Annotated in this window: 15 protein-coding genes and 2 tRNA genes; 1 reads left to right on the top strand and 16 read right to left on the bottom strand. The window is 57.8% G+C overall.

The features are described 5' to 3' along the window. Window positions 1-173: 173 nt before the first annotated feature. From AB5Z54_RS04850 to AB5Z54_RS04795, 12 genes are all read right to left on the bottom strand, one after another. The gene (locus AB5Z54_RS04850; RefSeq protein ID WP_368160570.1) at window positions 174-2,363 is read right to left on the bottom strand and encodes a YhgE/Pip domain-containing protein; all 2,190 of its coding nucleotides are present in this window, start codon (window positions 2,361-2,363) and stop codon (window positions 174-176) included. Beyond that, the gene (locus AB5Z54_RS04845; RefSeq protein WP_368160569.1) at window positions 2,364-5,129 is read right to left on the bottom strand and encodes a YhgE/Pip domain-containing protein; all 2,766 of its coding nucleotides are present in this window, start codon (window positions 5,127-5,129) and stop codon (window positions 2,364-2,366) included. It lies immediately after the preceding gene. Between the two features lie 491 nt (window positions 5,130-5,620). Then, the gene (gene htpG, locus AB5Z54_RS04840; RefSeq protein ID WP_368160565.1) at window positions 5,621-7,645 is read right to left on the bottom strand and encodes a molecular chaperone HtpG; all 2,025 of its coding nucleotides are present in this window, start codon (window positions 7,643-7,645) and stop codon (window positions 5,621-5,623) included. A 202-nt stretch (window positions 7,646-7,847) separates the two neighbouring features. Then, window positions 7,848-8,348, bottom strand: coding sequence for a GNAT family N-acetyltransferase (locus AB5Z54_RS04835; protein WP_099432637.1), 501 nt, complete (start codon window positions 8,346-8,348; stop codon window positions 7,848-7,850). A 39-nt stretch (window positions 8,349-8,387) separates the two neighbouring features. Next, the gene (locus AB5Z54_RS04830) at window positions 8,388-9,038 is read right to left on the bottom strand and encodes a tyrosine-protein phosphatase (protein WP_368160562.1); all 651 of its coding nucleotides are present in this window, start codon (window positions 9,036-9,038) and stop codon (window positions 8,388-8,390) included. A gap of 17 nt (window positions 9,039-9,055) precedes the next feature. Beyond that, entirely contained in the window at window positions 9,056-9,793 is a 738-nt protein-coding gene (locus AB5Z54_RS04825) for a CpsD/CapB family tyrosine-protein kinase (RefSeq protein ID WP_368160559.1), read from the bottom strand. Window positions 9,794-9,795: 2 nt separating this feature from the next. Then, window positions 9,796-10,452 carry a YveK family protein gene (locus AB5Z54_RS04820; protein WP_117770434.1) on the bottom strand — a complete coding sequence of 219 codons (657 nt, stop codon included), beginning with the start codon at window positions 10,450-10,452 and terminating at the stop codon, window positions 9,796-9,798. 195 nt (window positions 10,453-10,647) lie between these two features. Further along, the gene (locus tag AB5Z54_RS04815) at window positions 10,648-12,072 is read right to left on the bottom strand and encodes a sensor histidine kinase (protein WP_368160556.1); all 1,425 of its coding nucleotides are present in this window, start codon (window positions 12,070-12,072) and stop codon (window positions 10,648-10,650) included. Between the two features lie 3 nt (window positions 12,073-12,075). Continuing rightward, window positions 12,076-12,804, bottom strand: coding sequence for a response regulator transcription factor (locus tag AB5Z54_RS04810; protein ID WP_368160553.1), 729 nt, complete (start codon window positions 12,802-12,804; stop codon window positions 12,076-12,078). A 64-nt stretch (window positions 12,805-12,868) separates the two neighbouring features. Further along, window positions 12,869-13,744 (bottom strand): phosphate ABC transporter ATP-binding protein PstB, encoded by an 876-nt coding sequence (pstB, locus tag AB5Z54_RS04805; RefSeq protein WP_368160550.1) that lies wholly within the window; start codon window positions 13,742-13,744, stop codon window positions 12,869-12,871. 103 nt (window positions 13,745-13,847) lie between these two features. Beyond that, window positions 13,848-15,086, bottom strand: coding sequence for a sensor histidine kinase (locus tag AB5Z54_RS04800; protein ID WP_368160548.1), 1,239 nt, complete (start codon window positions 15,084-15,086; stop codon window positions 13,848-13,850). A 26-nt stretch (window positions 15,087-15,112) separates the two neighbouring features. Further along, window positions 15,113-15,808 (bottom strand): response regulator transcription factor, encoded by a 696-nt coding sequence (locus AB5Z54_RS04795; protein ID WP_006234805.1) that lies wholly within the window; start codon window positions 15,806-15,808, stop codon window positions 15,113-15,115. Window positions 15,809-16,005: 197 nt separating this feature from the next. Here AB5Z54_RS04795 and AB5Z54_RS04790 point away from each other — a divergent pair, with 197 nt between their 5' ends. After that, entirely contained in the window at window positions 16,006-17,346 is a 1,341-nt protein-coding gene (locus tag AB5Z54_RS04790) for a D-alanyl-D-alanine carboxypeptidase family protein (protein ID WP_368134585.1), read from the top strand. Between the two features lie 327 nt (window positions 17,347-17,673). Here AB5Z54_RS04790 and AB5Z54_RS04785 read toward each other — a convergent pair. The 4 genes from AB5Z54_RS04785 to AB5Z54_RS04770 all read right to left on the bottom strand — a co-directional run bounded on the left by AB5Z54_RS04785 (window position 17,674) and on the right by AB5Z54_RS04770 (window position 21,971). Continuing rightward, a tRNA-Ser gene (locus AB5Z54_RS04785) sits at window positions 17,674-17,764 on the bottom strand. 280 nt (window positions 17,765-18,044) lie between these two features. Continuing rightward, entirely contained in the window at window positions 18,045-19,127 is a 1,083-nt protein-coding gene (locus AB5Z54_RS04780) for a DUF8462 domain-containing protein (protein WP_055285935.1), read from the bottom strand. A 162-nt stretch (window positions 19,128-19,289) separates the two neighbouring features. After that, on the bottom strand, window positions 19,290-21,731 hold the full coding sequence (locus tag AB5Z54_RS04775; RefSeq protein WP_368134584.1) for a tetratricopeptide repeat protein: 2,442 nt from the start codon (window positions 21,729-21,731) through the stop codon (window positions 19,290-19,292). A 163-nt stretch (window positions 21,732-21,894) separates the two neighbouring features. Further along, window positions 21,895-21,971, bottom strand: a tRNA-Arg gene (locus tag AB5Z54_RS04770). Window positions 21,972-22,205 lie beyond the last annotated feature (234 nt).

The raw sequence follows: 22,205 nt of genomic DNA, 5'->3' as shown, positions 1-22,205 counted from the left end.
GGTGTCCGCACGCGCATGGCTGCGTGCCGCCTCATGGTCAAATAAAAGCAGGGCGCACCGGACCCCCGGCACGCCCCGCTACTGTAGCAACAACCAAGCAGCCCGTGCAATTCACTACGCTAAAGCATCGGGTTGGAAGATCTCGATGTTCCGACGGCGTTTACGTTGCTGAACTAAATCAATTTGGTTGACTCCAGTTTTTCGATGATCCAGTCGTTGGCTTTGATGACCGGGCGGCGGAAGACGACGCCCAGTGCCAGCGACGGAATCAGATAGCTCGCCAGAATGCCTAGCTCAATCCAGTACTCCATGTGGTACGCACCGGCCATGGCGGCATGCATGGCGTTGATGCCGTGGGTGAACGGCAGGAACGGATAGATCGCCTGGAACACGGGGCCGGTCATCTCGATGGGGAACGTGCCGCCCGAACCGCCGACCTGCATGACCAGCAGCACGACGGCGAGCGCCTTGCCGATATCGCCAAACGAAACCGTAAGCGTGTAGACGATATTGGAGAACACGAGACTCGCGACCCAGCCCGCCAGCACAAACTGCAGCGGGTCGTCGCACTGGATGCCAAAGAACAGGATGTCGCCCGCACACACGAGCGTTGCCTGCAGCAGGGCCAGACCGCCAAAGAACAGGTAGCGGCCCAGGTAGATCTCGTGCAGGCGCACGGGGATGAGCTCGTTGATAAGCTCATCGTCAACCGAGACCTTCATCATGGCCGCCAGCACAATCGAGCCCACCCAGAGCGACAGAATCGTGTAGAACGGTGCCATGGCCGAACCGTAGTTGCGGATCGGATAGACCGGCTTGCGATCGAGCGCGACGGGGCCGGAAAGCGACACGGCCAGACCCTCGGGATCATTGCCGATCATCGTCTTGATCGTAGCGAGGTCATCCGACATCAAGGCGCCGTCGAGCTCGTCCTTAAACGCACTGATCTTGTCCGACGCCTCGCCCAGCTGATCAGAAGCCTTGTTGACCAGCTTTGCAGCTTTGGAGAGGCCCTTTGCCAGCGAACCGGATGCGTCGGTCAGGCCAGCAACAGCACTATCCAGATCGTTCGAAATACCGTTCAGCGAATCCAAAACGCCCGAGATGGTCTTCTTGAGCTCCTTTGCCTTGGCCGAAAACGTAGAGTCGTAGTCAGTCTTGGCGCCCGAGATACCAGCCTTGGCATCCGCGATTGCCTGATCGACCTCGGCACGCGACTTATTAACCTCTGCCATGCTGTCAGAGAGAGACTTCGCGGTGGCCGTCAAGTCCTTGGCGTTGTTGCGATACTCCACAGCAATCCTGCTCAGCGATGTTGCCACAGACTTGAGGCTGTCCTGGAGTTTTTCGTCAGTCACCTGATCGGCAAAGCTGCGGAGCTGGTCGGCCGTGGCGTCGATATCGTCGGCACGCGTGTTGAGCGCCGCCGCGGCATCGTTGAGCTGGGACACTGTAAGGTCGACATGTTGATTCGCGGCATCAAATGCCTTCGCAAGCTCGGCGGACACGTTGTCAAACGAGCCCGCGCTTCCGTCAATCGCGGCATTGATGGCGTCGTTGGCGTCCTTCAGCGCTTCCTTGGAATCGCTAATACCGCTCTTGACATGCACCATCAGCTGCTTCGTTGACTCATCGACCGTGCCCGTCTGCTTGAGCATGCCGCTCGCCGACGTCAGCGAATCGGACGTGGAGCTCAAAATGCCCGCCAGCGACGAAGCATTTGCCCGAACGTCTCGCAGGTCCTCAATCGAATCGCCGAGCGTCGAGGACAGGTTGGCGATAAAGTTACCCACCTGGTCGGTGCTCATGTAATCGAGCAGGCTGGACACCGTCTTAAGACCGATCGTCGTAATGGTCTCGGTAAAAGTTTTGTTAACCTGGCTCTGGACGGCGCTCGAACCCTTCTCGGTCACGATCTGCGCAATGGCGTTGGCCTTCTGATTCTCGTAGAACTCGATATCGGCATGCTTCACGTCGGTCGAGAAAAGCGTCATCATGTCAGCGCTAAACGTTTTGGGGATAACGACGGCAGCATAGTACGCGCCCGACTTAACGCCCTCGATAGCCTTTTCGCGATTGTTGAGCACAACCCAATCGAAGCTCTCGTTGCCGCGTAGGGTGGCGGTCACGTTTTCGCCCACGTTAACCTCGACGGGGATCAAATCGCTCTCGTAACCCTCATCGGTGTTGACCACGGCGATCTTAAGATTGCCGGTGTTGCCGTACGGATCCCAGCTGCCGGCGATGTTAAACCACGCGTACAGACACGGTACGATAATGAGGCCCATCACGACAACCAAGCCGATCACGGAGCGAGACACGTTTTGGACATCGCGCTTAAACAGATGCAGGATGTTCTTCATTTATACCTCACCTCCTTTGGAGTGCTTGCCAAGCGCGGTGGTATCTCCATCATTTGTGGCTGTGCTGTCGCTGCCCTGAGATTTATGGTGCGAGCCGATATGCGGCAAGCGGCCCGTGGACTGATCGCCGCCCTTGGCACCACGCTCGCTGGCGTTGAGGCCAAACATGTGGCGGGCGGCAGGAATGGCGGCTGTGTGTTCGCGCATCTCGCGACGCAGGTCCTCATCCGAAAGCGCCGAGATGCGCATCTGGGTATTGAGGCTCGCTCGGATATATTCGATATTGATAAGCCAGCCGCAGATGGCAATAACCGAGATGATCCAAATGACAAGCAGGATGATCTTGCCGTTATTGTCGATATCGAGAACCGTCGACAGGACAAAGAGCAGGACCTGAACGCCCACCACGGCGGCAAAACCGCCCTTGATGTAGTACGGGTAGCGATGTTCAAAGGCGACCGCATGATCGAGCAGTTCGCGACGGTACGAATCGGAATCGAGCATGACGCGCATGGCCGTGCGCAGCGAGTAGCGCTGGCGCGGCAGGTCGTTGGACTCGCAAATCATCATACCGGTCGTGGAGAGCTGTTTATCAAAGAGCAGGTTAAGGTTGAGCAGCAGCGGACGCAGCTGCAGGCCGATAAAGAGCGCCACGATCAAGAACACGCCCAGAATGCACAGGTTAAACAGGTAGTTGAACGAATACATGCCGCCGACCGTCTCGCGCAGCAGATTGATGCCGTAGGTAAAGGGCAGCAGCGGGTGCAGCCACTGGAAGAAGCCGGGCATCATCTCGATGGGGTACATGCCCGACGAACCCGGGATCTGCACGATGACGAGAATGACGCCGATAGCCTTGCCGATATGCTTAAACGTGGTGGACAGCGCATATATGATATTGACGTAGGTGAACGAAATGGCGATGCCGCCCAGCACGAACAGCAGCGGGCTGACGCACTGCACGCCAATCACCAGATCGCCTACCGTAACGATGATGGCCTGCAACGCGCCCAGGATCACCATGAGCAACCAGCGGCCAAAGTAGCCTTGGCGCGCCGTAAAGCTGCCAACACCTTCACGGTCGACCTCGAGCTTGTAAATGGCGATGAGCACATAGCCGCCCACCCAAAGCGCCAGATTGGTGTAGAAGGGAGCGATGCCCGAGCCAAAGCTCTTGACCGGATAGATTGACTTGGACGTCAACTCAACCGGAGACGCCATGAAATCTGCCACGTCATTGACATCGACGCCCATCAGATCGGCCAGCTCGCCCATGGACTCGGAGGCCTGCAGCGCCGCGATGTCATTGGCGGCGGTTGCAAGCTTGTCCTGGACCTTGGCAAGCGAGGAATCGGTCTGGGACAGCGTGGTCTTGGCCTGGCTGAGCGTAGCGCTAAGCTGCGCCAACGTGCCGCGCGCATTTGCAAGTGTAGGTGTCATACCCGAGACGATACCGGTCAGGTCGCCCGAAACGGCAGCAAAAGAGTCGAGCGCGCTCGAGGCCTTCGGCAGCGCGTTTTGGCCCAAGTCCGTCTGGGCTTGGCCAAGGTTGGTCGCACCGGTATGAATTGCGTTATTGATAGCGTCACTGGCACCCGAAACAGCCGCTGCGTCATTCGCCATGGCGCTCGACTGCGCGGACAGACCGTCCTTGATGCTCTGAAGCTTTTCATTCTGCTCTCGAAGCAAATCGATGGTCGATACAATGCGCGCGTCAATTTCCTCGGAACCTGTCGACGTGTCATTGGCGAGAATCTCCAAGTGCCCGATAACGGCCTTATTGTGGTCGATCGTCGCTTGAAGAGACTCGAGCGAGTTGTCGATACGGGTGGTCGTAGATGTGACCGCGCCCGTCAGCTTGCCGATGGCAGCGTTCGCAGAGGCCGACGTCTTGGTGAGCGCAAGGCTGCCTTCCGAGAGCGCCTTGGAGAGCGAGGTGATGGAGTTGCCCGCCGTGGTGCGAGCTTCGCTCAGCAGGTCGTTGCCCTGGGAGATCGCCTGCGTCAGCGACGGTGCCTGGCCTTGCAAGCCGGCAAGTGCCGCATCAGCCGAGGCGATAGCGCCACTCGTCTTATCGATGGCGGCATTCATATCGCCAATCGAATCGCGCACCTCGCCCAAGGTGTCGGACGCCTCGGACACCGAACTTGCCAGCGAGTCCTGAGTCTGGGTTGCCTTGTCCTTTAAATCGACACCGGCATCCTTGGCGATACCGGCAACAGTCTTGCCTACCGTAGAGACAAATTCCGAGTTGATCTGCTCCTCGATGGTGTTTGCACCGGTATCGGTAACCTTGGGCGCAATGGCGCTCTTCTTCTCATTGACGTAGTACGTGAGCTTGGGCTGATGGTAGTTGCCGTCGAGCATCGAAACCAGGTTATCCGAGAAGTTCTTGGGAATCACGATAGCGGCATAGTACTCGCCGCTCTCGACGCCCTCCTTGGCATCGGCCGTCGAGTCGACGAACGTCCAGCCCAACTGATGATTCTCCTTGAGCTGGTCGACCACTTTGTCGCCAGCGTTGAGCTCACCCACCAAGTCGTTTTGGGTGCCTCGATCGTTGTTGGCGATAGCAATCTTGATGCCTTGGGTGTTTCCATACGGATCCCAGTTTGCCACGATGTTATACCAGGCATACAGCGAGGGAATAACGCACACGCCTAGGGTAACCACCAGGGCGACGGGGTTCACAAGCAGTCGCTTAATGTCGCGCTTAAATATCGCAAAGGACACCTTTGCATTGGATAGTTTGCTGCCGAGACTCACGCTTGGACCATCCATCCTGTCGTTAAATCGAATCGTACTATCGACAACCATTGTAGTAGGCGCTTTAACGTCTCAAAGCACAATGGTGTTGAGTTTTGCGGGTAGCAATATACTACGAAGATGAGTTAACGTACAGATGTACAGTATCCTAAATTTCAGCAGGTCACAAAACCACAACCCGCACAAATTAGCAATTCAAATAGTCATCGGGGACGTTCTTAAACGACTAGTCAAACAAGAACGTCCCCAATGACTACTTAGGACCACGGCAACGTCGATGTTTTGGCAATGCCAGCGAGCGGGCGCCAGAGCGAACAAATTGGCATGAAAAGAGGACGGCATAGACCTTCTGGTCATGCCGTCCTCTTTGAATGACAAGTTGTCGCTCTGGCGCCCGCGCAGCGTCGACTGGTCCGCCGTTCGTTAGAACGGCGGAACTGAGGGCAGCGTCGAGCTGTTACGCGGTTTGGTAAAACCGCGTAACTACCTAACTACATTAGTTCGCAGACAGCTGCGGCGAAGGCAACGGGGTCCTCGGGGAGGATGCCCTCGACCAGCAGGGCCTGGTCATAGAGCAAACCGGAGTACTGCTTGATCTTGTCGGCGTCGCCCGCCTTCTGAGCGGCGACGAGCTTGGAAAAGACCGGGTGCTTGGCGTTGAGCTCGAGCACGCGCTGACTCTTGGGCATACCGTCGGGCGCGCCCTCGGGACCCTTCTGGAGCACCTTCTCCATCTCGAGCGAAAGCGGGCCCTCGGTGGTGATGCACGCGGGAGCATCGGTCAGGCGCGCAGAGACGGCAACCTTCTCGACCTTGTCGCCGAGTGCCTCCTTCATGGCGTTAAAGAGGTCCTCGTTCTCCTTGGTGGCGTCCTCGGCCTCCTTCTTCTCGTCCTCGGTCGCCAGATCAAGATCGCCAGTCGCAACGTTCTTGAGCTCTAGATGACGATCCTCGACCTCGGGCTCGGCACCGTCGGCCACAGCCTTCTCGGCAGCCTCGCGGGCAGCATCGTCCTCGTAGATCTTGGGCATATCGGCGGCAACGTACTCACGCATAGCCTGGAACGTGAACTCGTCCACATCCTGCGTCAGCAGCAGCACGTCATAGCCGCGGTCGAGCACGCCCTTTACCACGGGCATCTTGGCCAAGCGCTCACGCGAGTCACCGGCGGCGTAGTAGATGGCCTTCTGATCCTCGGGCATGCCCTTGGCATACTCGGCCAGGGTAATCATCTTCTGTTCCTTGGCAGACCAGAACAGCAACAGGTCGGCGAGCTCATCGGCCTTCATGCCATAACTCGAGTAGATGCCGTACTTGAGGCCGCGGCCAAAGTTCTCAAAGAACTTCTCGTAGGCCTCGCGGTCGTTGTCACGCATATCCTCAAGGTCGGCGGTGATCTTCTTTTCCACACGCTTGGCGATGGCCTTGAGCTGACGGTTCTGCTGAAGCGTCTCGCGCGAGATGTTGAGCGACACGTCGGCGGAATCCACGACGCCGCGGACAAAGTTGTAGTAGTCGGGCAGCAGGTCGTCGCACTTCTCCATGATCAGGACGTTGGAGCTGTAGAGCGCCAGGCCCTTCTCGTAGTCCTTGCTGTACAGATCGAACGGCGCGCGTCCCGGCACAAACAGCAGGGCGTCATACTCGAGCGTGCCCTCGGCATGGAAGCTGATGGTGCGCGCAGGATCGTCAAAGTCGTGGAACGTGGACTTGTAGAACTCGTCGTAGTCCTTCTGCTCGACATCGGAGCTGTGCTTCTTCCAGATCGGTGTCATGGAATTGACGGTCTCGAGCTCCTGGTAGTCCTCGTACTCGGGCTTGTAATCGTCGCCGGCGTCCTCGGGCTTGGGTTTCTGGCGGCTCTTGGACACCATCATCTGGATCGGGTAACGCACATAGTTACTGTACTGCTGAATCAGGCTCTTGAGACCCCACTCGGTCAGGAAGCGATCGTAGGTCTCGGCCTCGCCGTCGGCATCGAGCTTCTCGTTCTCGCGCAGCGTCAGGATGACATCGGTACCGTGCTCGGCGCGCTCGCCGTCCTCGATGGTGTAGCCCTCAAGACCGTCGGATTCCCACACATGGGCGACATCCTCGCCGTAGGCGCGGCTGACGACCTTCACATGGCTGGCGACCATAAAAGCCGAGTAGAAGCCCACGCCAAACTGACCGATGATGTCGACATCGGAGCCCTGCTGCTCGGCGTTCTCGGTCTTAAACTCCTCGGAGCCGGAATGGGCGATGGTGCCCAGATTGCGCTCCAGCTCCTCGGCGGTCATGCCAATGCCGTTATCCGAGATGGTAATGGTGCGGGCGTCTTTATCAAAGGAGACGCGAATGGCCAGGTCGCCCTGGTCGATCTTGACGCTCGGGTCCTGCAGGCTCTTAAAGTTGAGCTTGTCGACGGCGTCGCTCGCGTTAGAGATAAGCTCGCGCAGGAAGATTTCTTTATTGGTGTAGATGGAGTTGATCATGAGGTCGAGCAGTTTTTTGCTCTCGGTCTTAAATTGACGCATGTGCAGTCCTTTCGCGCTACCCCTGTCCGCAAAAACGGCTCGGTCGCCCGAGCCGCATCGCAGACCTGCTATGTTCAGACTTAGATTTTATAACCCATTAACGCGCATATATACATACGGAATCGAAAAACTGTATGTCCGAGCGCTCTGATGCGCCAATTGCCAAGGAGTGTCCCAAACTGCCGGCAGGAAAGGAACGTTCCTATCTGCCATCTACGCGCTTGGCCATCCAGGCATGAGGCTGGCCCTCGTCTTCGTAGTCCACCGGGGCAATCTGCGTGTAGCCCGCCTTGGCATAGAGCGGCAGCACGTATTCCTGAGCATGCAGCTTAATGAGCTTGGCGCCGGCATCACGCGCGCACGTATCACTGGCCTCGACAATCTTGCTCGCCAAACCGCGACGGCGCATGCTCGGCAGCACGGCCACGCGCCCCATAATGTAGGTCTCCCCCGCCGCGACACCTTCGTCCAAGTCGCACGCCGGCGACACCGGAGCCTCTGCGTCAGCCGCGCGCTCAAGCTCTTCGGGAAACACGCGCGAGCAACCGGCAAGCTCGCCGTCTACATAGAGCGTCACATGAATGCAGTTCGGATCCTCGTCGATAGCGTCGAACTCATTCTCGTAGCCCTGCTCGTCCATAAAAATGACGCGGCGCACCAACGCCGCGTCATCAAAGCATCCCGTCTTAAGTTGGATATCCATGGCTGCCCTTTCATTCAATGCGAACGTTAGGGACAGATATTAGCGAAAATGAGCTCCGCGTACGCTAAACTTCGCGCGAGCCTTCGCCAGGCAGTCGTAATGACCCACGTTATGGGCATCGCTCGCGATGAAGCTGTACAGGTTCTGATCGAACAGGCGCTGTGCCGGCTTTTTCTCGCGACCAAAGCGACCGCCGGCAATAAAGTCCGCCGAAGCCTGCAGCTTGCAGCCCATATCGACCAGGCGCTCCGCCACGCTTACATCCTTTTGAACCGCACGATAGCGCTCAGGATGAGCGATGATCACCTGGTAGCCACGGCACTGCAAATCGTAAATCGTGTTCTCGTACTCTCTAAACGCATACGCATCGGCATGTGCCGAAAGCTCGAGCAGAAACTCGTTGGTTCCATCGAAATGCAAGTGCTCCGCGGCATCGATACCAAGTTCAACGAGCTTTCGATGGTTGACCTCGAAGCCCATCTGGAGCGGAAAACCGTCAGCGTTATCACGCAGCAGCTCAAAGGCATCCCACATCTTGTCGTAATCAAAATAGGGATCACGGCAGTGAGGAGTGCAAACGATTCTGGTTACACCGGCCCGCTTGGCAGCCTCGAGCATCGCCAAGCTCTCATCGAGATCGGCGGCGCCGTCGTCTACACCCGGCAAGATATGGCAATGAATGTCACGCATAGGTCAGCCTTAATCAACTAAACGTTTGCTCGGTTGGTGAAGATGCCCTTTTTGGAAGCCCCCTGATCGTCGGAGCCCTTCTTAACCTTCTTACCGTCCTTGGTGTAGTAGGAGTAGTAGTACTCGCTGGTCTCGGTCTCGCAGTAGTTCATGACGGTACCGATGAGCTTGACCTTCTCGGACTTCTTAAGCTGGCCGATAGCGTTGAGTGCCTCCTCGCGCTTGGTGAAGTCCTCGCGCACCACGAACAGCGTACCGTCGGTCAGGCTGGCAATCTCGGCAGCATCGATGAAGGTGCCGACCGGGGGAGCATCAAAGATGACGTACTGGAACTTGGCGGACAGTGCCTTTACCAACTTGGCAAAGCGGTGAGAGACGATGATGTCGGCAGGATTGGGAATATGCGGCTCGGCATCGAGGAAGTAGAAGTTCTTCTGACCCGTCTCGACAATTGCCTGGTCAATGGAGATCTGCTCGGAAAGGACCGCATAGAGTCCGCCGCGCGAACGAACGCCGAGCATATCGGAAAGGGACCTGCGGCGCATATCGGCCTCGACCAGGAGCACGGACTTGCCGCTCGTGGCGATAGCCTGGGCAAGGTTGATGGAAACCGTAGACTTGCCCTCGTTGGGAATCGAGGACGTGACGGTAATGGTGCGAATGGGGTCGTCCACGCTCGCAAAGCGGATGTTGGCCAGAAGGGTCTTGGCGGCATTCTGTACAACGAGCTTATCGGTGTTCTTTGCCTTAGCCATGCCTATTTACCACCTTTCATAGCCGGAATTCGGCCAACAACGGGAATGCCCAGGAGCTCTTCTGCCTCTTCGGCACCGCGGATGCGGGTATTGAGCATGTCTGCCAAAACGACATAGGCAACTGCGATAAAGATACCGGCGAGGAACGCGACAGCAACGTACAGCATACGCTTGGGACCGCTGGGGGCTTCGGGGGTCTTAGCCTCGTCGATAACGTTGATGCTCTGGGCAGCGCCGACGTTCTGAGCGACCGTACTCACCGAGCTGGCCATGGCCTTTGCGACCTTAGCCGTCTCCTTGGCATCGGTGCCGGTAACCGAAAGCGTAATGACACGCGTGGTGGTCTCGGAGGAAACAGACACCTTGTAGTCATCCAGATCGGTGAGGCCCAGTTCATTGGCTGCGCCGCTCTTAACGCTATCGCTATCCAGCAGCGTGGCGATATCGTTGGAAAGCATCTGACTCGCCGAGAGATCGTTGTAGCTCATCTGACCGCTATCGTCGGTCTTGGCGAGAATGTACATGCTCGTCGTCGCGGTATAGGTGTTGTCCATCGCAACGAAGGACACGATGCCCATGGCGATCGCGCAGACCACCGGAAGGGTGATGACCAGCTTGAGGTGCTTCTTCAGCAGCTGGAACAGTTCGAGAAGGGTCATGCAGCTTGCCTTTCATTTCCCCAGTTCGGATTGACAAAACTGTCCGTATGTTATCGCATCTTTTTACCGAGACCAAACTCTATACATAAGAAACAGGCTCTCCTGTAAAAATGTCGGAAGCAATCGTAAAATTGCACAACAACGCCGCACCCGAAAGTCAAATGCGGCGTCTACATCAATACCTATGTTGTATCGCTATGCGAATGGCTCGTCCTGCTGTATGGGAAACGTCACCGTAATGGTGGTTCCCACGCCCAACTCGCTCGACAGATCGAGCGTGGCGTGATGATACAGGGCCGCATGCTTGACAATGGCAAGCCCCAGACCGGTTCCGCCGCGCGCCTTGGACCTACTCTTGTCCACGCGATAGAACCGCTCAAATACCTTGCCCTGTTCTTCAGGCGCGATACCGATTCCCGTGTCGGCGACCGCAAGGAACGGATGGCCTTCGTCGTTGGTGTCGCACTGCAGCGTAACCGTACCGCCGGGTCGATTGTAGCGGATGGCGTTGCTTGCCAGATTATAGATGAGCTCGTCAATCAAGCGCGACACGCCCTCGATGACCACAGGCTTGGTCTCATGACTTATCGTCACATTCGCCTGACGGGCGACCTGTTCAAGACGCTGCTCGACCGCGTAGATGGCACGCGAGAGCTCAATAGGCTCCGTGGACCCAATGGGCACCGCCTCGCCCTCAGCTGCACGCTCGGCCTCGTCCAAGTTAGACAGCGTAAGGATATCGTTGACAAGCGCTGCCAAGCGGCCCGCCTCACGATAGATGCGACCGCCAAAGTTGCGCAGGTCGCCCTCGCCCTCGACCATGCCGTTTGCGATGAGCTCGGCATAGCCCGAAATCGCCGTAAGCGGCGTCTTGAGCTCATGGGTGATATTCGCCGTGAACTCGCGGCGCATACGGTCGTTGTCCGCTAGCACCGCCATTTGGCGCTTGAGTTCCTGGCGCTGCGACTCGATACGCTCAAGCATGGGGACCATCTCGGCATAGGCGTGCTCATAGCTACGGCGTGGGTGGTCCAAATCCACCTCTTGCAACGGCGCGATGATGGCACGGGACTCGCGGCGCGCCATAAAAAACGAGAGTACCGCACCCGCTGCTGCGATAAGCAGCATCGGCGCCACCATCGACAGCAAAATCGCCGCAACGCCAGGCTGGGCCTGCGCCAAGCGGACAACCTGGCCGTTATCAAGGGCGACGGCGCGATACAGCATAATCTCGTCGAGCGTAGAGCTTGCGCGCTCCGCGGAACCCGAGCCACTCTCAAAGGCCTCGATGACCTCGGGGCGATCGCCATGGTTGGGCAGTGTGGAAGGCGACGCCTCGTTGTCGTAGGCAACCGATCCATCCTTGTTAATCAGCGTGATGCGCAAGTCCTCTCGATCGAGGCTACGCAAGAACGGGATGGGCTCCTGCTGCTCGTCGAGGGCGGCAGCAATGAGCTCGGTTTCTTGCGCCAGGTTGGCACTCGTGGCATCCGCCAAGGTGTTTTGCACAAAGAACGCACCCAGCACCGTAAACGCCACGATAACCGCCATGGCGCAGACAAAGATCGTCACAAAAACGCGGTGCGACAGCGTATGTTTTCCCTGGGGGGCGAAGACCACGGGTTACTCCTCCGATGCGGTGGCCGCGGTGTCGTCACCTTCGGCACCATCACCGGCAGAAGGCTCGGCCAAGCGGTAGCCCACGCCGCGCACGGTCTCGATGGCGCTGGCATGCTCGCCCAGTTTTTGGCGAAGCGTCTGCACGTGCACGTCAACGGTGCGCGAACCGCCGTCGAAGTCCCAGCCCCACACGCTCTGCAGCAACGACTCGCGGGTAAAGACCACGCCGGGCTTGCGCATGAGGTACTCGAGCAGGTCGAACTCGCGCAGGGTGAGCTTAAGCGACTCGCCGGCAACAGTCACCTCACGATGGCTGGGCGAGAGCACGATGTCGCCCGCGCTGAGCACATCGCTTGCCTGTTTGACCATGCCGCCGCGACGCAGCAGTGCGCGGCAGCGGCTGGCGAGCTCCATGAGCGAAAACGGCTTAGTCAGGTAATCGTCGGCACCGCCATCGAGCGCCATCACCTTGTCGAGCTCGGTATCCTTGGCGGTAAGCATCATGATGGGCACCGTCGCCGTCAGGCGATCGGCACGCAGTCGACGCATAATCGCCAAGCCATCGGTATCGGGCAGCATGATGTCGAGCAGGACGGCATCGGGTACCCGTCGCGCCACGGCAGCCTTAAACTCACCGTCGCACGAAAAGCCTTCGGCCTCAATCCCCTGCTTGCGCAGCGCATAGACCGTCAAATCCCTGATGTTGTCATCGTCCTCGACGTAATAGATCATGTTGAACCCCTTTGCGGCCGGCATGACCGCATCTTAACCCTAAAGGTACCTGTACTAGATGGTATCAGCCAAAACGGCCCGTCAAATAATCCGCCGTGCGCGGATCGATCGGGTTTTTGAAGAGCTGGGCAGTGGGCGCATGCTCCACCAGCTCGCCCAGCAAAAAGAATGCGACCGAATCGGAGATGCGCGCAGCCTGCTGCATGTTGTGCGTAACGACCACCAGCGTGCAGGTCTCCCTGAGCTCGCAGGCCAGCTGCTCCACCACCAGCGTCGATACGGGGTCGAGTGCCGAGGTCGGCTCGTCCATCAGCAGAATGTCGGGCTGCACGGCAAGTGCGCGGGCGATGCACAGACGCTGCTGCTGGCCGCCCGAAAGACCCAGACCCGACTCTTTGAGCTTGTCCTTGACCTCATCCCATAGCGCAGCGCGACGAAGGGAATCCTCGACCAGCTCGTCGAGCACGACGCGGTCGCGCACTCCCATGCCGCGAGGACCGTAGGCGACGTTGTCGTAGATGCTCATGGGAAACGGGTTGGGGCGCTGGAACACCATGCCCACGCGCTGGCGCAAGCGGCAGATGTCGTAGTCTCCCAGGATATCTTGACCATCGAGCGCAATCTTGCCCTCGATGCGGCAATCCTTGATGCCGTCGTTCATGCGGTTAAAGCAGCGCAGCAACGTGGACTTTCCGCAGCCCGAAGGCCCGATGAACGAGGTGATCTGCTTGTCGCGGATCTTGATATTCACGTCCTTGAGCGCATGATGGTCGCCATAGAACAGGTCGAGGCCCTCGACATCGATTCGCGTCGGCGAGGCGGCAAGATCCTCTGCCGTGGGGCGAGTCGCATCCCCAACCTCGCGCTCGTGCGCGGCCTCGGCCTGCGCTTTCATGAGTTCTTCAAGCTCCGTGGGCTCCACAGCCGCAGCAGCCGTCATACCGCATACCTCCACATCGATATCAATTCAGCAGTATCGATAGTAGGAATCGCGGCTCATATGCACGTGAGCGCATTGTCAAGTGTTTGTAAGGGCACACTGGCTATGCGGCGGGCAGCTCGATGGTGAATATCGTGTGTTCGGGCGTCGATTCACATGCAACGGTACCGCCGTGCGCGCATACGATCTCCTTGGCGATGGCAAGCCCCAGTCCAGCGCCGCCGCGATTGGTCGCACGCGCCGCATCCAGGCGATAGAACTTCTCAAAGATCACCTTGAGCTTTGCCTCAGGGATGGGATCGCCCTGATTGATAAAGCGCACGCGCACGCCACCGCCGTCCCGGCGTCTGGCCTCGATCGTGATGGTCGAGCCCTCATAGCTATAGGCAATAGCGTTTTTCATGATGTTGTTGAACACGCGAGCCATTTTGTCGCCATCCACGAGCACCGTCAGGTCCTCGCGAATATCAACTTGGACTTCCTTATGCTGCTCGTTGAGGATGGGATAGAACTCGTCAGTCACCTGAGCCAGCAGCAACCCCAGATCAACATAGCCGCGCGTGAGCACGATATCGTGGAAGTCAAAGCGCGTGATATCGAAGAACTCTTCGATGAGCGTATCGAGCCGGTGCGCCTTGTCGAGCGCCACGCCCGTAAAGTGCGCACGTTGCTCAACCGGCAGCTCGGGAGCCTCTTGCAGCAGCGAAAGATAGCCCACCACACTGGCAAGCGGGGTGCGTAGGTCATGTGCCAAGTACGTGACCAAATCGTCCTTGCGATGCGACTCGTCACGCAGAGCTTGCTGCACCTTGCGCTCACGGTCACGCACGCGGTTAAGGGCGCCCTCGACCTCCAAGAAGTCGCCGTCGATGTTGTCCCAGGTGTCGGGGTGATCGATCAGGCGATCTTGAATACGAGCGGCCAGCACACAATCGGCATGCTGCTCGCCCTGCTCGTAGCCCTGGTAGTACAGGGCGCGGCCACACAAGAACAGCACGCACGCGGCAAGCGCCAGCACAAAGCCAAGCATGTTGAATACAAAGCCGGCATCGAACAGCACCGGCCCTTCGATGCCGCCAAGCGCCATGGCGCCAATCGCCAACGTCATGGCCCACGCGGCGCCGCCAATCACCAGGCAGCGGCACACGATCTCAAATCGATCGATCAGCAAAAAGCCGACAAGCAGCACCGCCAAGATTCCGACGATGTTGTCGATGCCAATCAGCAGCAGGCTCAGCAAAAAGAGCAGCACCGTTGCAAGCGCGCGGTTGTCGACGACCGACCTCACGTATTCAAAGAGCCGATCGGGCACCTCGAACGCTTGCCTATCGTCTTTTGTCATATCAAGATCCTCACAAGCGAAAAGCGTTATTCGATGATGTAGCCGACGCCCCAGACGTTTTTGATAAAGCGTGGCTTTTGTGCGTCGTCGCCGATCTTTTCACGCAAGTGGCGAATATGCACCATCACCGTATTGTTGGAGCCGGGCATAAAGTCCTCGTTCCACACCGCGCGGAACAGGTCCTCCACGGCCACCACGCTGCCGCGATGCTCGACCAGATACAGCAAGATTGAATACTCGGTGGGCGTGAGGCGAACCGGTGAACCGTCCACTGTCACGGAACGAGCATCGCGGTTGATCTCCAAGCCGTCGAGCTGAATGGTCGGCGACTCGGCCGCCTGTGCACGGCTACCGTAGCTGGTGTAGCGGCGAAGCTGAGCGTGCACGCGCGCGATGAGCTCCAGCGGACGGAACGGCTTAACCACGTAATCGTCCGCGCCAAGCGAAAGGCCCCCGATCTTGTCTTGCTGGGCATCGCGCGCCGTCAGCATGATCACGGGATAGGTATGGCTGGAACGGATCGTACGCAGCAGCTCAAAGCCATCGATATCGGGCAGCATGACATCCAGCAGCGCCAAATCGAACTCCTGCTCCAAGATTGCCTTGGCAGCATCGGCCCCGCTATAGGCAATCTGGACATCAAAGCCCTCTTTTGTAAGGTAGATACCAACCAAGTCGGCGATGGCCTTCTCGTCATCAACTACCAGTATGCGCTCGTTCATGCGTGCTCCTCTCGCGCTCCATTATGCCCGAGGCGACGCACGCCACACACAACAAGCGTGGGTGATTAAGTCGGCCTTAAGCACCCTTGCGCCCGTTCGGGAGCGGATGTGGGCCACGCACGCACGCGATGATCGCCGACGCCGGCAAACGATATACTCTAGTTTCAGAAGAGACCATCCCGTCGAAAGCGAAATCTGTGAAGTCCCTCACCTCTTTTGCAAAGCGCTCAGCCCGGCTTGCCGCCGGCTTTGTCTGCGCTATCGCCCTTGCCGCCGGCGTGCCCACCGTCGCCGGCGCCCAAGTGCTCACGACCGACAATGTTTGCGGCAAAACCGCCGATGTGCGCGGTATCACGGCCGAAAACCTGCCCGATATCGATGCGACCAATGCCCTCGTCATGGGCAAAGACGGCACCGTCTACTATGCCCGCGGCGCCGATGAGCAGGTCAAGATTGCCTCGATCACCAAGGTCATGACCGCAATCCTAACCGTCGAGAATTGCAAGATGGACGAGAAGGTCACGGTGAGCAACGCCGCAGCCACCGTGGGTAATTCGACCGCCGGCTTGCTCGAAGGCGACGAGCTTACCGTGGAGCAGGCACTACGCGGTCTGATGATTCCCTCGGGCAACGACGCCGCCATCGTGCTCGCCGAATATGTGGGCAAGAAGATCGACCCCAAGACCAAAGACGCCGAGGCCACATTTGTGAAGGCCATGAACGAGCGCGCTAAGAAGCTCGGCTGCACCGGTACGCTTTTTGAAAACCCGCATGGTCTGGACTTTGATGAGTGGGCTGGCAATATGCACTCAACCGCACACGACGTAGCGCTGATGATGCAGGAGGCCATGAAAAACGACACGATCCGCGAGGTCGTAGCGAGCGAGGATTCCTGGATCGAGGTCACGGGCGCCGACGGCACCGACCATTCGCATTCCATGGACACGCATAACTATTTGCTGGGCCAAGATGGCAACATCGGCGGCAAGACCGGCACCACCGACGACGCGGGCTATTGCTTTACGAGCGCCTACAACCGCGACGGCGACGAGATCTACACCGTTATTTTGAACTCCACCACCACCGATCAGCGCTTTACCGATACCGCCACCCTTGCCAACTGGTACTACGGCCACAAGGTGACGGTCGCAATCGCCAACACGCAGGAAAAGACCGCCAACGGCAACCCGCTTATGGCGCGCGTTGGCCAAACCGACTGGACGGATAAGACAATCGACGCCACACTCGCCGATCCTACGGCGCAAGCGACCGTGTTTTCCCTTGCCGGCGAGGTGACCGAAAAGGTTAGCTACGACGATCTTTCGGGCACGGTGCATGCGGGCGACAAGGTGGGCAGCGTTACGCTCAAGCAGGACGGCACCAAGATCGCCGTCATGGACCTGGTTGCCGACGAGGAAGGGGCAGGGCCGAATCCCATTGAGTGGCTCCTTGTGAAGCTCGACCGCCTGGGCCGCCGCATCGACAACCGCCCGCTCACAGCCGAGAGCGAGACCGTAGCCAAGGCGCCCGAGGTGTAGGGCTGGGGGAACATTACATTTGAGATTGGAGAGGCGTCCAACGGGGCGCCTCATTTTTTGAGGGTTCGAATCCCCAGTTAACATTCTCCTAATTAAAAAAAGGGCCCCAAATGGGACCCTTCTTTCAATTCATACTGGCGGAGAGCTGGGGATGTCCGGGCATGCTACGCATGCCCTCCGGCTTCAAAGCCTGGCGGCTTTTCGCCCACGGGCTACAAACGCTTTCGCGTTTGCTTAACGCCCGTGCCCTCTCGGGTTCGAATCCCCAGCCTCCTTTCTCCGTACAAAAAAAAGGGCCCCAAATGGGACCCTTCTTTAAAGTTAAACTGGCGGAGAGCTGGGGATTCGAACCCCAGATGCCCTTTTGGGGCATACTCGCTTAGCAGGCGAGCACCTTCGGCCTCTCGGTCAGCTCTCCGTAACAGCCGTTCTATAGTAACCAAACAGCCAAGGATGGGCAAGGGGAAATTTTGGAGCGATTCCAATTTGCCAGTAGACGTCTCAGCCAATCATCTCAATCTGTAACAGTTGCAGGACAAATCTTCGTCCAGAGGTTACAGATTTAGACAAACAGTCGGCGCCATCCGCAAATGTCTCAATCTGAAACACCTGCATGCCGTAATCCCCTCTAGATGTTACAGATTGAGACAAAGATACGGGGGCAACCCCAGCGGCGGCGTCGATGCCTCCAGTCTTTATTAGTCCTCTCGAACGGTCTCCAACAGATAATCGCGCATGTACGGAATTGCAAACGAAACACAGCCATAGCCCGCGGGCTCAATCAACCCCGCATCGATCAGACGCTTGCGATATGACCCAACTTTGTTCGCCGACAAACCCATCTTCTTGGCGATATCGCCGTTGGCGATATCGACGCCCTCGCATTGAGCCATCGCCGCGAGATACTGAAACTGCCGTTCCGACACCCTGCGCAGCGCTGGGGCAATCACCATAGCATTAAAGCTATCAAGAGCCGCCTGGATACCCTTACGAGCCGCCTCTTCGCTCACGCTCTCCGCCCCACTGCGCGCAGCAACCTGCCAAGCGTAATATCCGACCAGCTGGACCATAAAGGGATAGCCTGCCGAAGCTTTCGTTAATAGCTCAGCGGCACCTTTGTCGAGCTCCTTGCCCGCTCGTCTCATCGTATCCTCAAACGATCCGCCAACTTCAAAATCGGAAAGCCGAGTAAGTTCAACATGTTTGGCTCGCTGAAGGAACGTCAACGTATCATCCACCACCACGCCATCTACCGATGTCGGCAGCCCGGCGAAAGCGAAAGCGACATTCGCTCCTTGGCGGATCAAGAGCTGCATCTCATTGCCTAGCTCGCGCATTTCCTCAGTTGAGGCATCCTGGATCTCGTCGAGCGTAATGAGCAGACCACCGCGCTTCGCAGCATCGTACATCGCCTCGCCCAGATGAGAGGCCGACTTCGACATCTCCATGGAGCCAAGGCTGACCCCTAAAATCGATGGGGAAATCGAGATTGATTCAAGACGAACGTTTCGCTGCAGAGCCTCGAGGATTCTATTGCAAAAACCAGCATTGGAGGCAACGTCAACGACCTCGAATCCTTTTTTGCGTGCAAGGTCACCCAATGCATTAAGGAGCACCGTTTTACCTGTGCCTCGGACGCCCGAGATGCGCATGAGTCGATCGGGGGCACCAGGACCATTCTCAAGAGCCTCGGCAAAGTCATCCAAAACAGTGTCCCGTCCGATAAGCTCAGGCGGATTCATGCCCGCCGTTGGCTTAAAGGGGTTAACAGCTTTCGTCATTCTGCCCTCCTCTGCTAGTTTTAACAACTTTAACAAAGTTTAACAACTTTAGCAGAGTTTAACAGTTTTAGCAGGCTCGGCGGCTTTATGCCTTACCGATCCTGCCGGGTCCTCCCGCCCGCGCCGATACAAATAGCGCGGTGCGGCCCCTCTATATCGCCCCTACCCCAGCGAGCGGTTGAGGGAGCCGAGCTCGTCGTTGCCCATGGTGCGCCACATTTGGAAGATGCAACCGCGTGCCAGGAAAAAGAAGCCGTTGTCGACCAGTTGCACAGCGGCATCTGCCAGCTGATTCGTCACGGAGGACACTGGCGGCAGCTCGAGTCCAGCCTTGCGGATGGTCTCGACCGCCTCCTCGAACGTCGGAGGCTCGCTGACGCCCATCTCATTCATAAGGCCCTGCATTTCTTCCAGCGCACTACTGCCCGATTCCTCACCGCGCGGCACCAGACGGTAACAAGCCAGCGCTAGGTCGAGCTGATCGCAATTCCAATAGGCAAACGCCAAGCGATAGAACAGGTAGCCGATTGCAGAACGATCGCTGGCAATACGTAGGCCGTGGCGCGCCACCTCGATAATCTCGTCAAAACGCTCCAGACGCGCAAGCACGTTGATGAGCGCAAAGTGCGATTGCATGGACGAGCGCGCCAGATCGTAAAGATGGCGCACCTCGGGCAGCGCTCGTTCAAAGTCCTCTTGCTCGGCGTAAAAACTGCAGATCTCGTGCTGGGCAAAGTACAGCGCATCGGGCGCACGAAGGATTCGCACAGAGCGGTCTTCTTCCAACACCGGTAGCACCATGCGCACCAGCTGGTTATCGCAAAACTGCGTTTGAACCGGACCTGTCGCCAAAAGCTCGGCGACGGCGCACTTAGCCTCCAGCTCCTCGACAAGACGGGAAAAGCCTTCAAAAGCACCTGTACGGTCAACTTTTGCCTGCTCGCGCAATTCAACAACACGGGCCACGTATGGGTCGTCGTCCTCTTCCATGACCTCCAACTCGTCAGCCGTATCGGCAAGCAGCAGATCGCGCAGCGCCGGCGGCAGCGTGCGATGGTCATCACGCGGACGAGCATGAACCTCCGCAGGCTCAATCGTCTCCGGAGCGGTTGACTCATACGCCTCAAGCACACGCTTGCACGGCATATCGTCCATGTCCATGCTCTCAAGATCCTTGGCGACAGGCACGCAATCGGCCAGATAGGCCGCGCGCCCAAAGAAATACGTTGCGACAACACGCTCGCCCTGCTCGCCGTCGGGAGCCGCAATCTGCACGTAGCAGCGCGTGATGCGAGCGCCCGAAGCAAAGCAAGCCGCCGCGAGTGTAAGCACAATACGCGCATCGTGCTCAGTGGCCCATGCTGCGCGCTTAGGCTCATCCACCTCGCGCCAGGCGTCATCTTGAGCATCGTATTCGCGCTGCGGCATAGCATCGACAACCGTGCGGCCAAATCGCACCAACATGATGCCCTCGGCGACGTTCGCTCGATAGGTGTAGTCGAGCCGCGTGACCACGTTGAGCGCCTCTACGATACGTGCAAAACGGGTGCGAACGTCCCACTCGCCACCCGGCTGGCACGCAACCGTCCCCGGCTTGGCCCACGGGTTGTCATTCGACAGCGTTTCGAGCAAGCGAGGAACGTCGCCTGTCGTCTTGCTGATATGCCATAGGTCAAAGAGCGAGCAGCCCTCAAAGCTTGGCGACGAGGCAACGGGGCCCAACCCTGCCCCAATACGCTCAAGGATGCCCGATAGGCGGTTCAGGCGGCACTCGATGGCAAGCAGGGCATCGATCTCGTCCTGGTCCAGCAGGCTACGGTCAAAATTGAGATAGAAGAGTCTCGAGCGATCGATGCGCGCCAGGCTCATTTCGGTTTTGGCCGCGATGGTGCGCAGGCGAGGCAGATCAACTTCGCCCATCAAAGCGGCGGCATAGCGCTCAATGCCACTTGGATTATCTGTATGGTCAATGCGGTAGAGCAATGTTTCGATTGCATCGGGCAGCGGTGTGGAATCAAAACCCAGCAGCACCTCAACCGGCTCAGGGAGTTTTACAAGTTTGATCTTGTCGACGGCATTTTTCATGCCCTCGTCGAGGCCGTCACCGTCTGCCGTGCCTGAGACAGCGTTTTCAGAATCGGCGAATATCACGTAACGCAAGAACATCGAGGCCATGAACTCGCCGTAGCGAAGGCTGCGCGTCGAATTCCACGTCTCGCGATCGGATTGTTCGCGCATGGGGCCTTCGGGAGAGCCGATGACTCGCGCCCGGGAGTGCATCGTCCCATCGGTACCCCTGACCGCAATCTCACCGACGCTGGAATCGGACTCGTCAAGAATCAGCTGCATGTCGGGATCGTCGGGCAGCGGAGCCTCGCTGACGGGGCGGTCCACCTTGTACACCTCACCCGAAACGCTTACGTAGCCCAAAAGCGACACATGACTTTTGCCAACGAATTCGACGACATAACAAGATTCATGCTGATCCTCGCCAAAGAGTTTCCAGACCACGCCATATGAGCGTCCCGCAGGCTGCTCGGGCATCGCCGGAAAGTGCTTCTTGGGATCGAGAAACCTGAGCTTGTATGTCGGACGCTCTGCCACGAAATATCACCCTGATCGGTCGCTTGAAGAAGGAGTGGTCGCGAATAAGTCGCGACATCTACTCGGAATCTTACACGAGTCGACAGGAAATCGTCCCTTTGGACGAAAGCACTCAAGCCGGCGCAAAAGAAAAGCCCCCGTTGCCGGGAGCTTTAATCTCAAATGGTGCGGCGTATAGGATTCGAACCTATGACGTTCTGATTCGTAGTCAGACCCTCTATCCAGCTGAGGTAACGCCGCGACTTGTTGATTATTATGCACATCGACTGAATAAAGGTCAAGCATTTTTCGAAAAAAGTTATCAAATTTGATTTTTACTCATTTTGACCACTTGATGCTATCTTCGACGCATCGCGATATAAGAAAAGCCTCCGTTACCGGAGGCTTTAAAGTTCAGTTGGTGCGGCGTATAGGATTCGAACCTATGACGTTCTGATTCGTAGTCAGACCCTCTATCCAGCTGAGGTAACGCCG

Source organism: Collinsella aerofaciens (assembly GCF_040910185.1).
GTDB classification, from domain to species: Bacteria; Actinomycetota; Coriobacteriia; order Coriobacteriales; family Coriobacteriaceae; genus Collinsella; species Collinsella aerofaciens_BF.
This window is presented reverse-complemented; position numbering and strand designations above follow the sequence as displayed.

What these genes read in the sequence shown, in the direction of transcription:
- AB5Z54_RS04850 (WP_368160570.1), bottom strand. Translation starts at nt 2,363, where the DNA reads ATGAAGAACATCCTGCATCTGTTTAAGCGCGATGTCCAAAACGTGTCT.
- htpG (WP_368160565.1), bottom strand. Translation starts at nt 7,645, where the DNA reads ATGCGTCAATTTAAGACCGAGAGCAAAAAACTGCTCGACCTCATGATC.
- AB5Z54_RS04835 (WP_099432637.1), bottom strand. Translation starts at nt 8,348, where the DNA reads ATGGATATCCAACTTAAGACGGGATGCTTTGATGACGCGGCGTTGGTG.
- AB5Z54_RS04830 (WP_368160562.1), bottom strand. Translation starts at nt 9,038, where the DNA reads ATGCGTGACATTCATTGCCATATCTTGCCGGGTGTAGACGACGGCGCC.
- AB5Z54_RS04825 (WP_368160559.1), bottom strand. Translation starts at nt 9,793, where the DNA reads ATGGCTAAGGCAAAGAACACCGATAAGCTCGTTGTACAGAATGCCGCC.
- AB5Z54_RS04820 (WP_117770434.1), bottom strand. Translation starts at nt 10,452, where the DNA reads ATGACCCTTCTCGAACTGTTCCAGCTGCTGAAGAAGCACCTCAAGCTG.
- AB5Z54_RS04810 (WP_368160553.1), bottom strand. Translation starts at nt 12,804, where the DNA reads ATGATCTATTACGTCGAGGACGATGACAACATCAGGGATTTGACGGTC.
- pstB (WP_368160550.1), bottom strand. Translation starts at nt 13,744, where the DNA reads ATGACGGCTGCTGCGGCTGTGGAGCCCACGGAGCTTGAAGAACTCATG.
- AB5Z54_RS04800 (WP_368160548.1), bottom strand. Translation starts at nt 15,086, where the DNA reads ATGACAAAAGACGATAGGCAAGCGTTCGAGGTGCCCGATCGGCTCTTT.
- AB5Z54_RS04795 (WP_006234805.1), bottom strand. Translation starts at nt 15,808, where the DNA reads ATGAACGAGCGCATACTGGTAGTTGATGACGAGAAGGCCATCGCCGAC.
- AB5Z54_RS04780 (WP_055285935.1), bottom strand. Translation starts at nt 19,127, where the DNA reads ATGACGAAAGCTGTTAACCCCTTTAAGCCAACGGCGGGCATGAATCCG.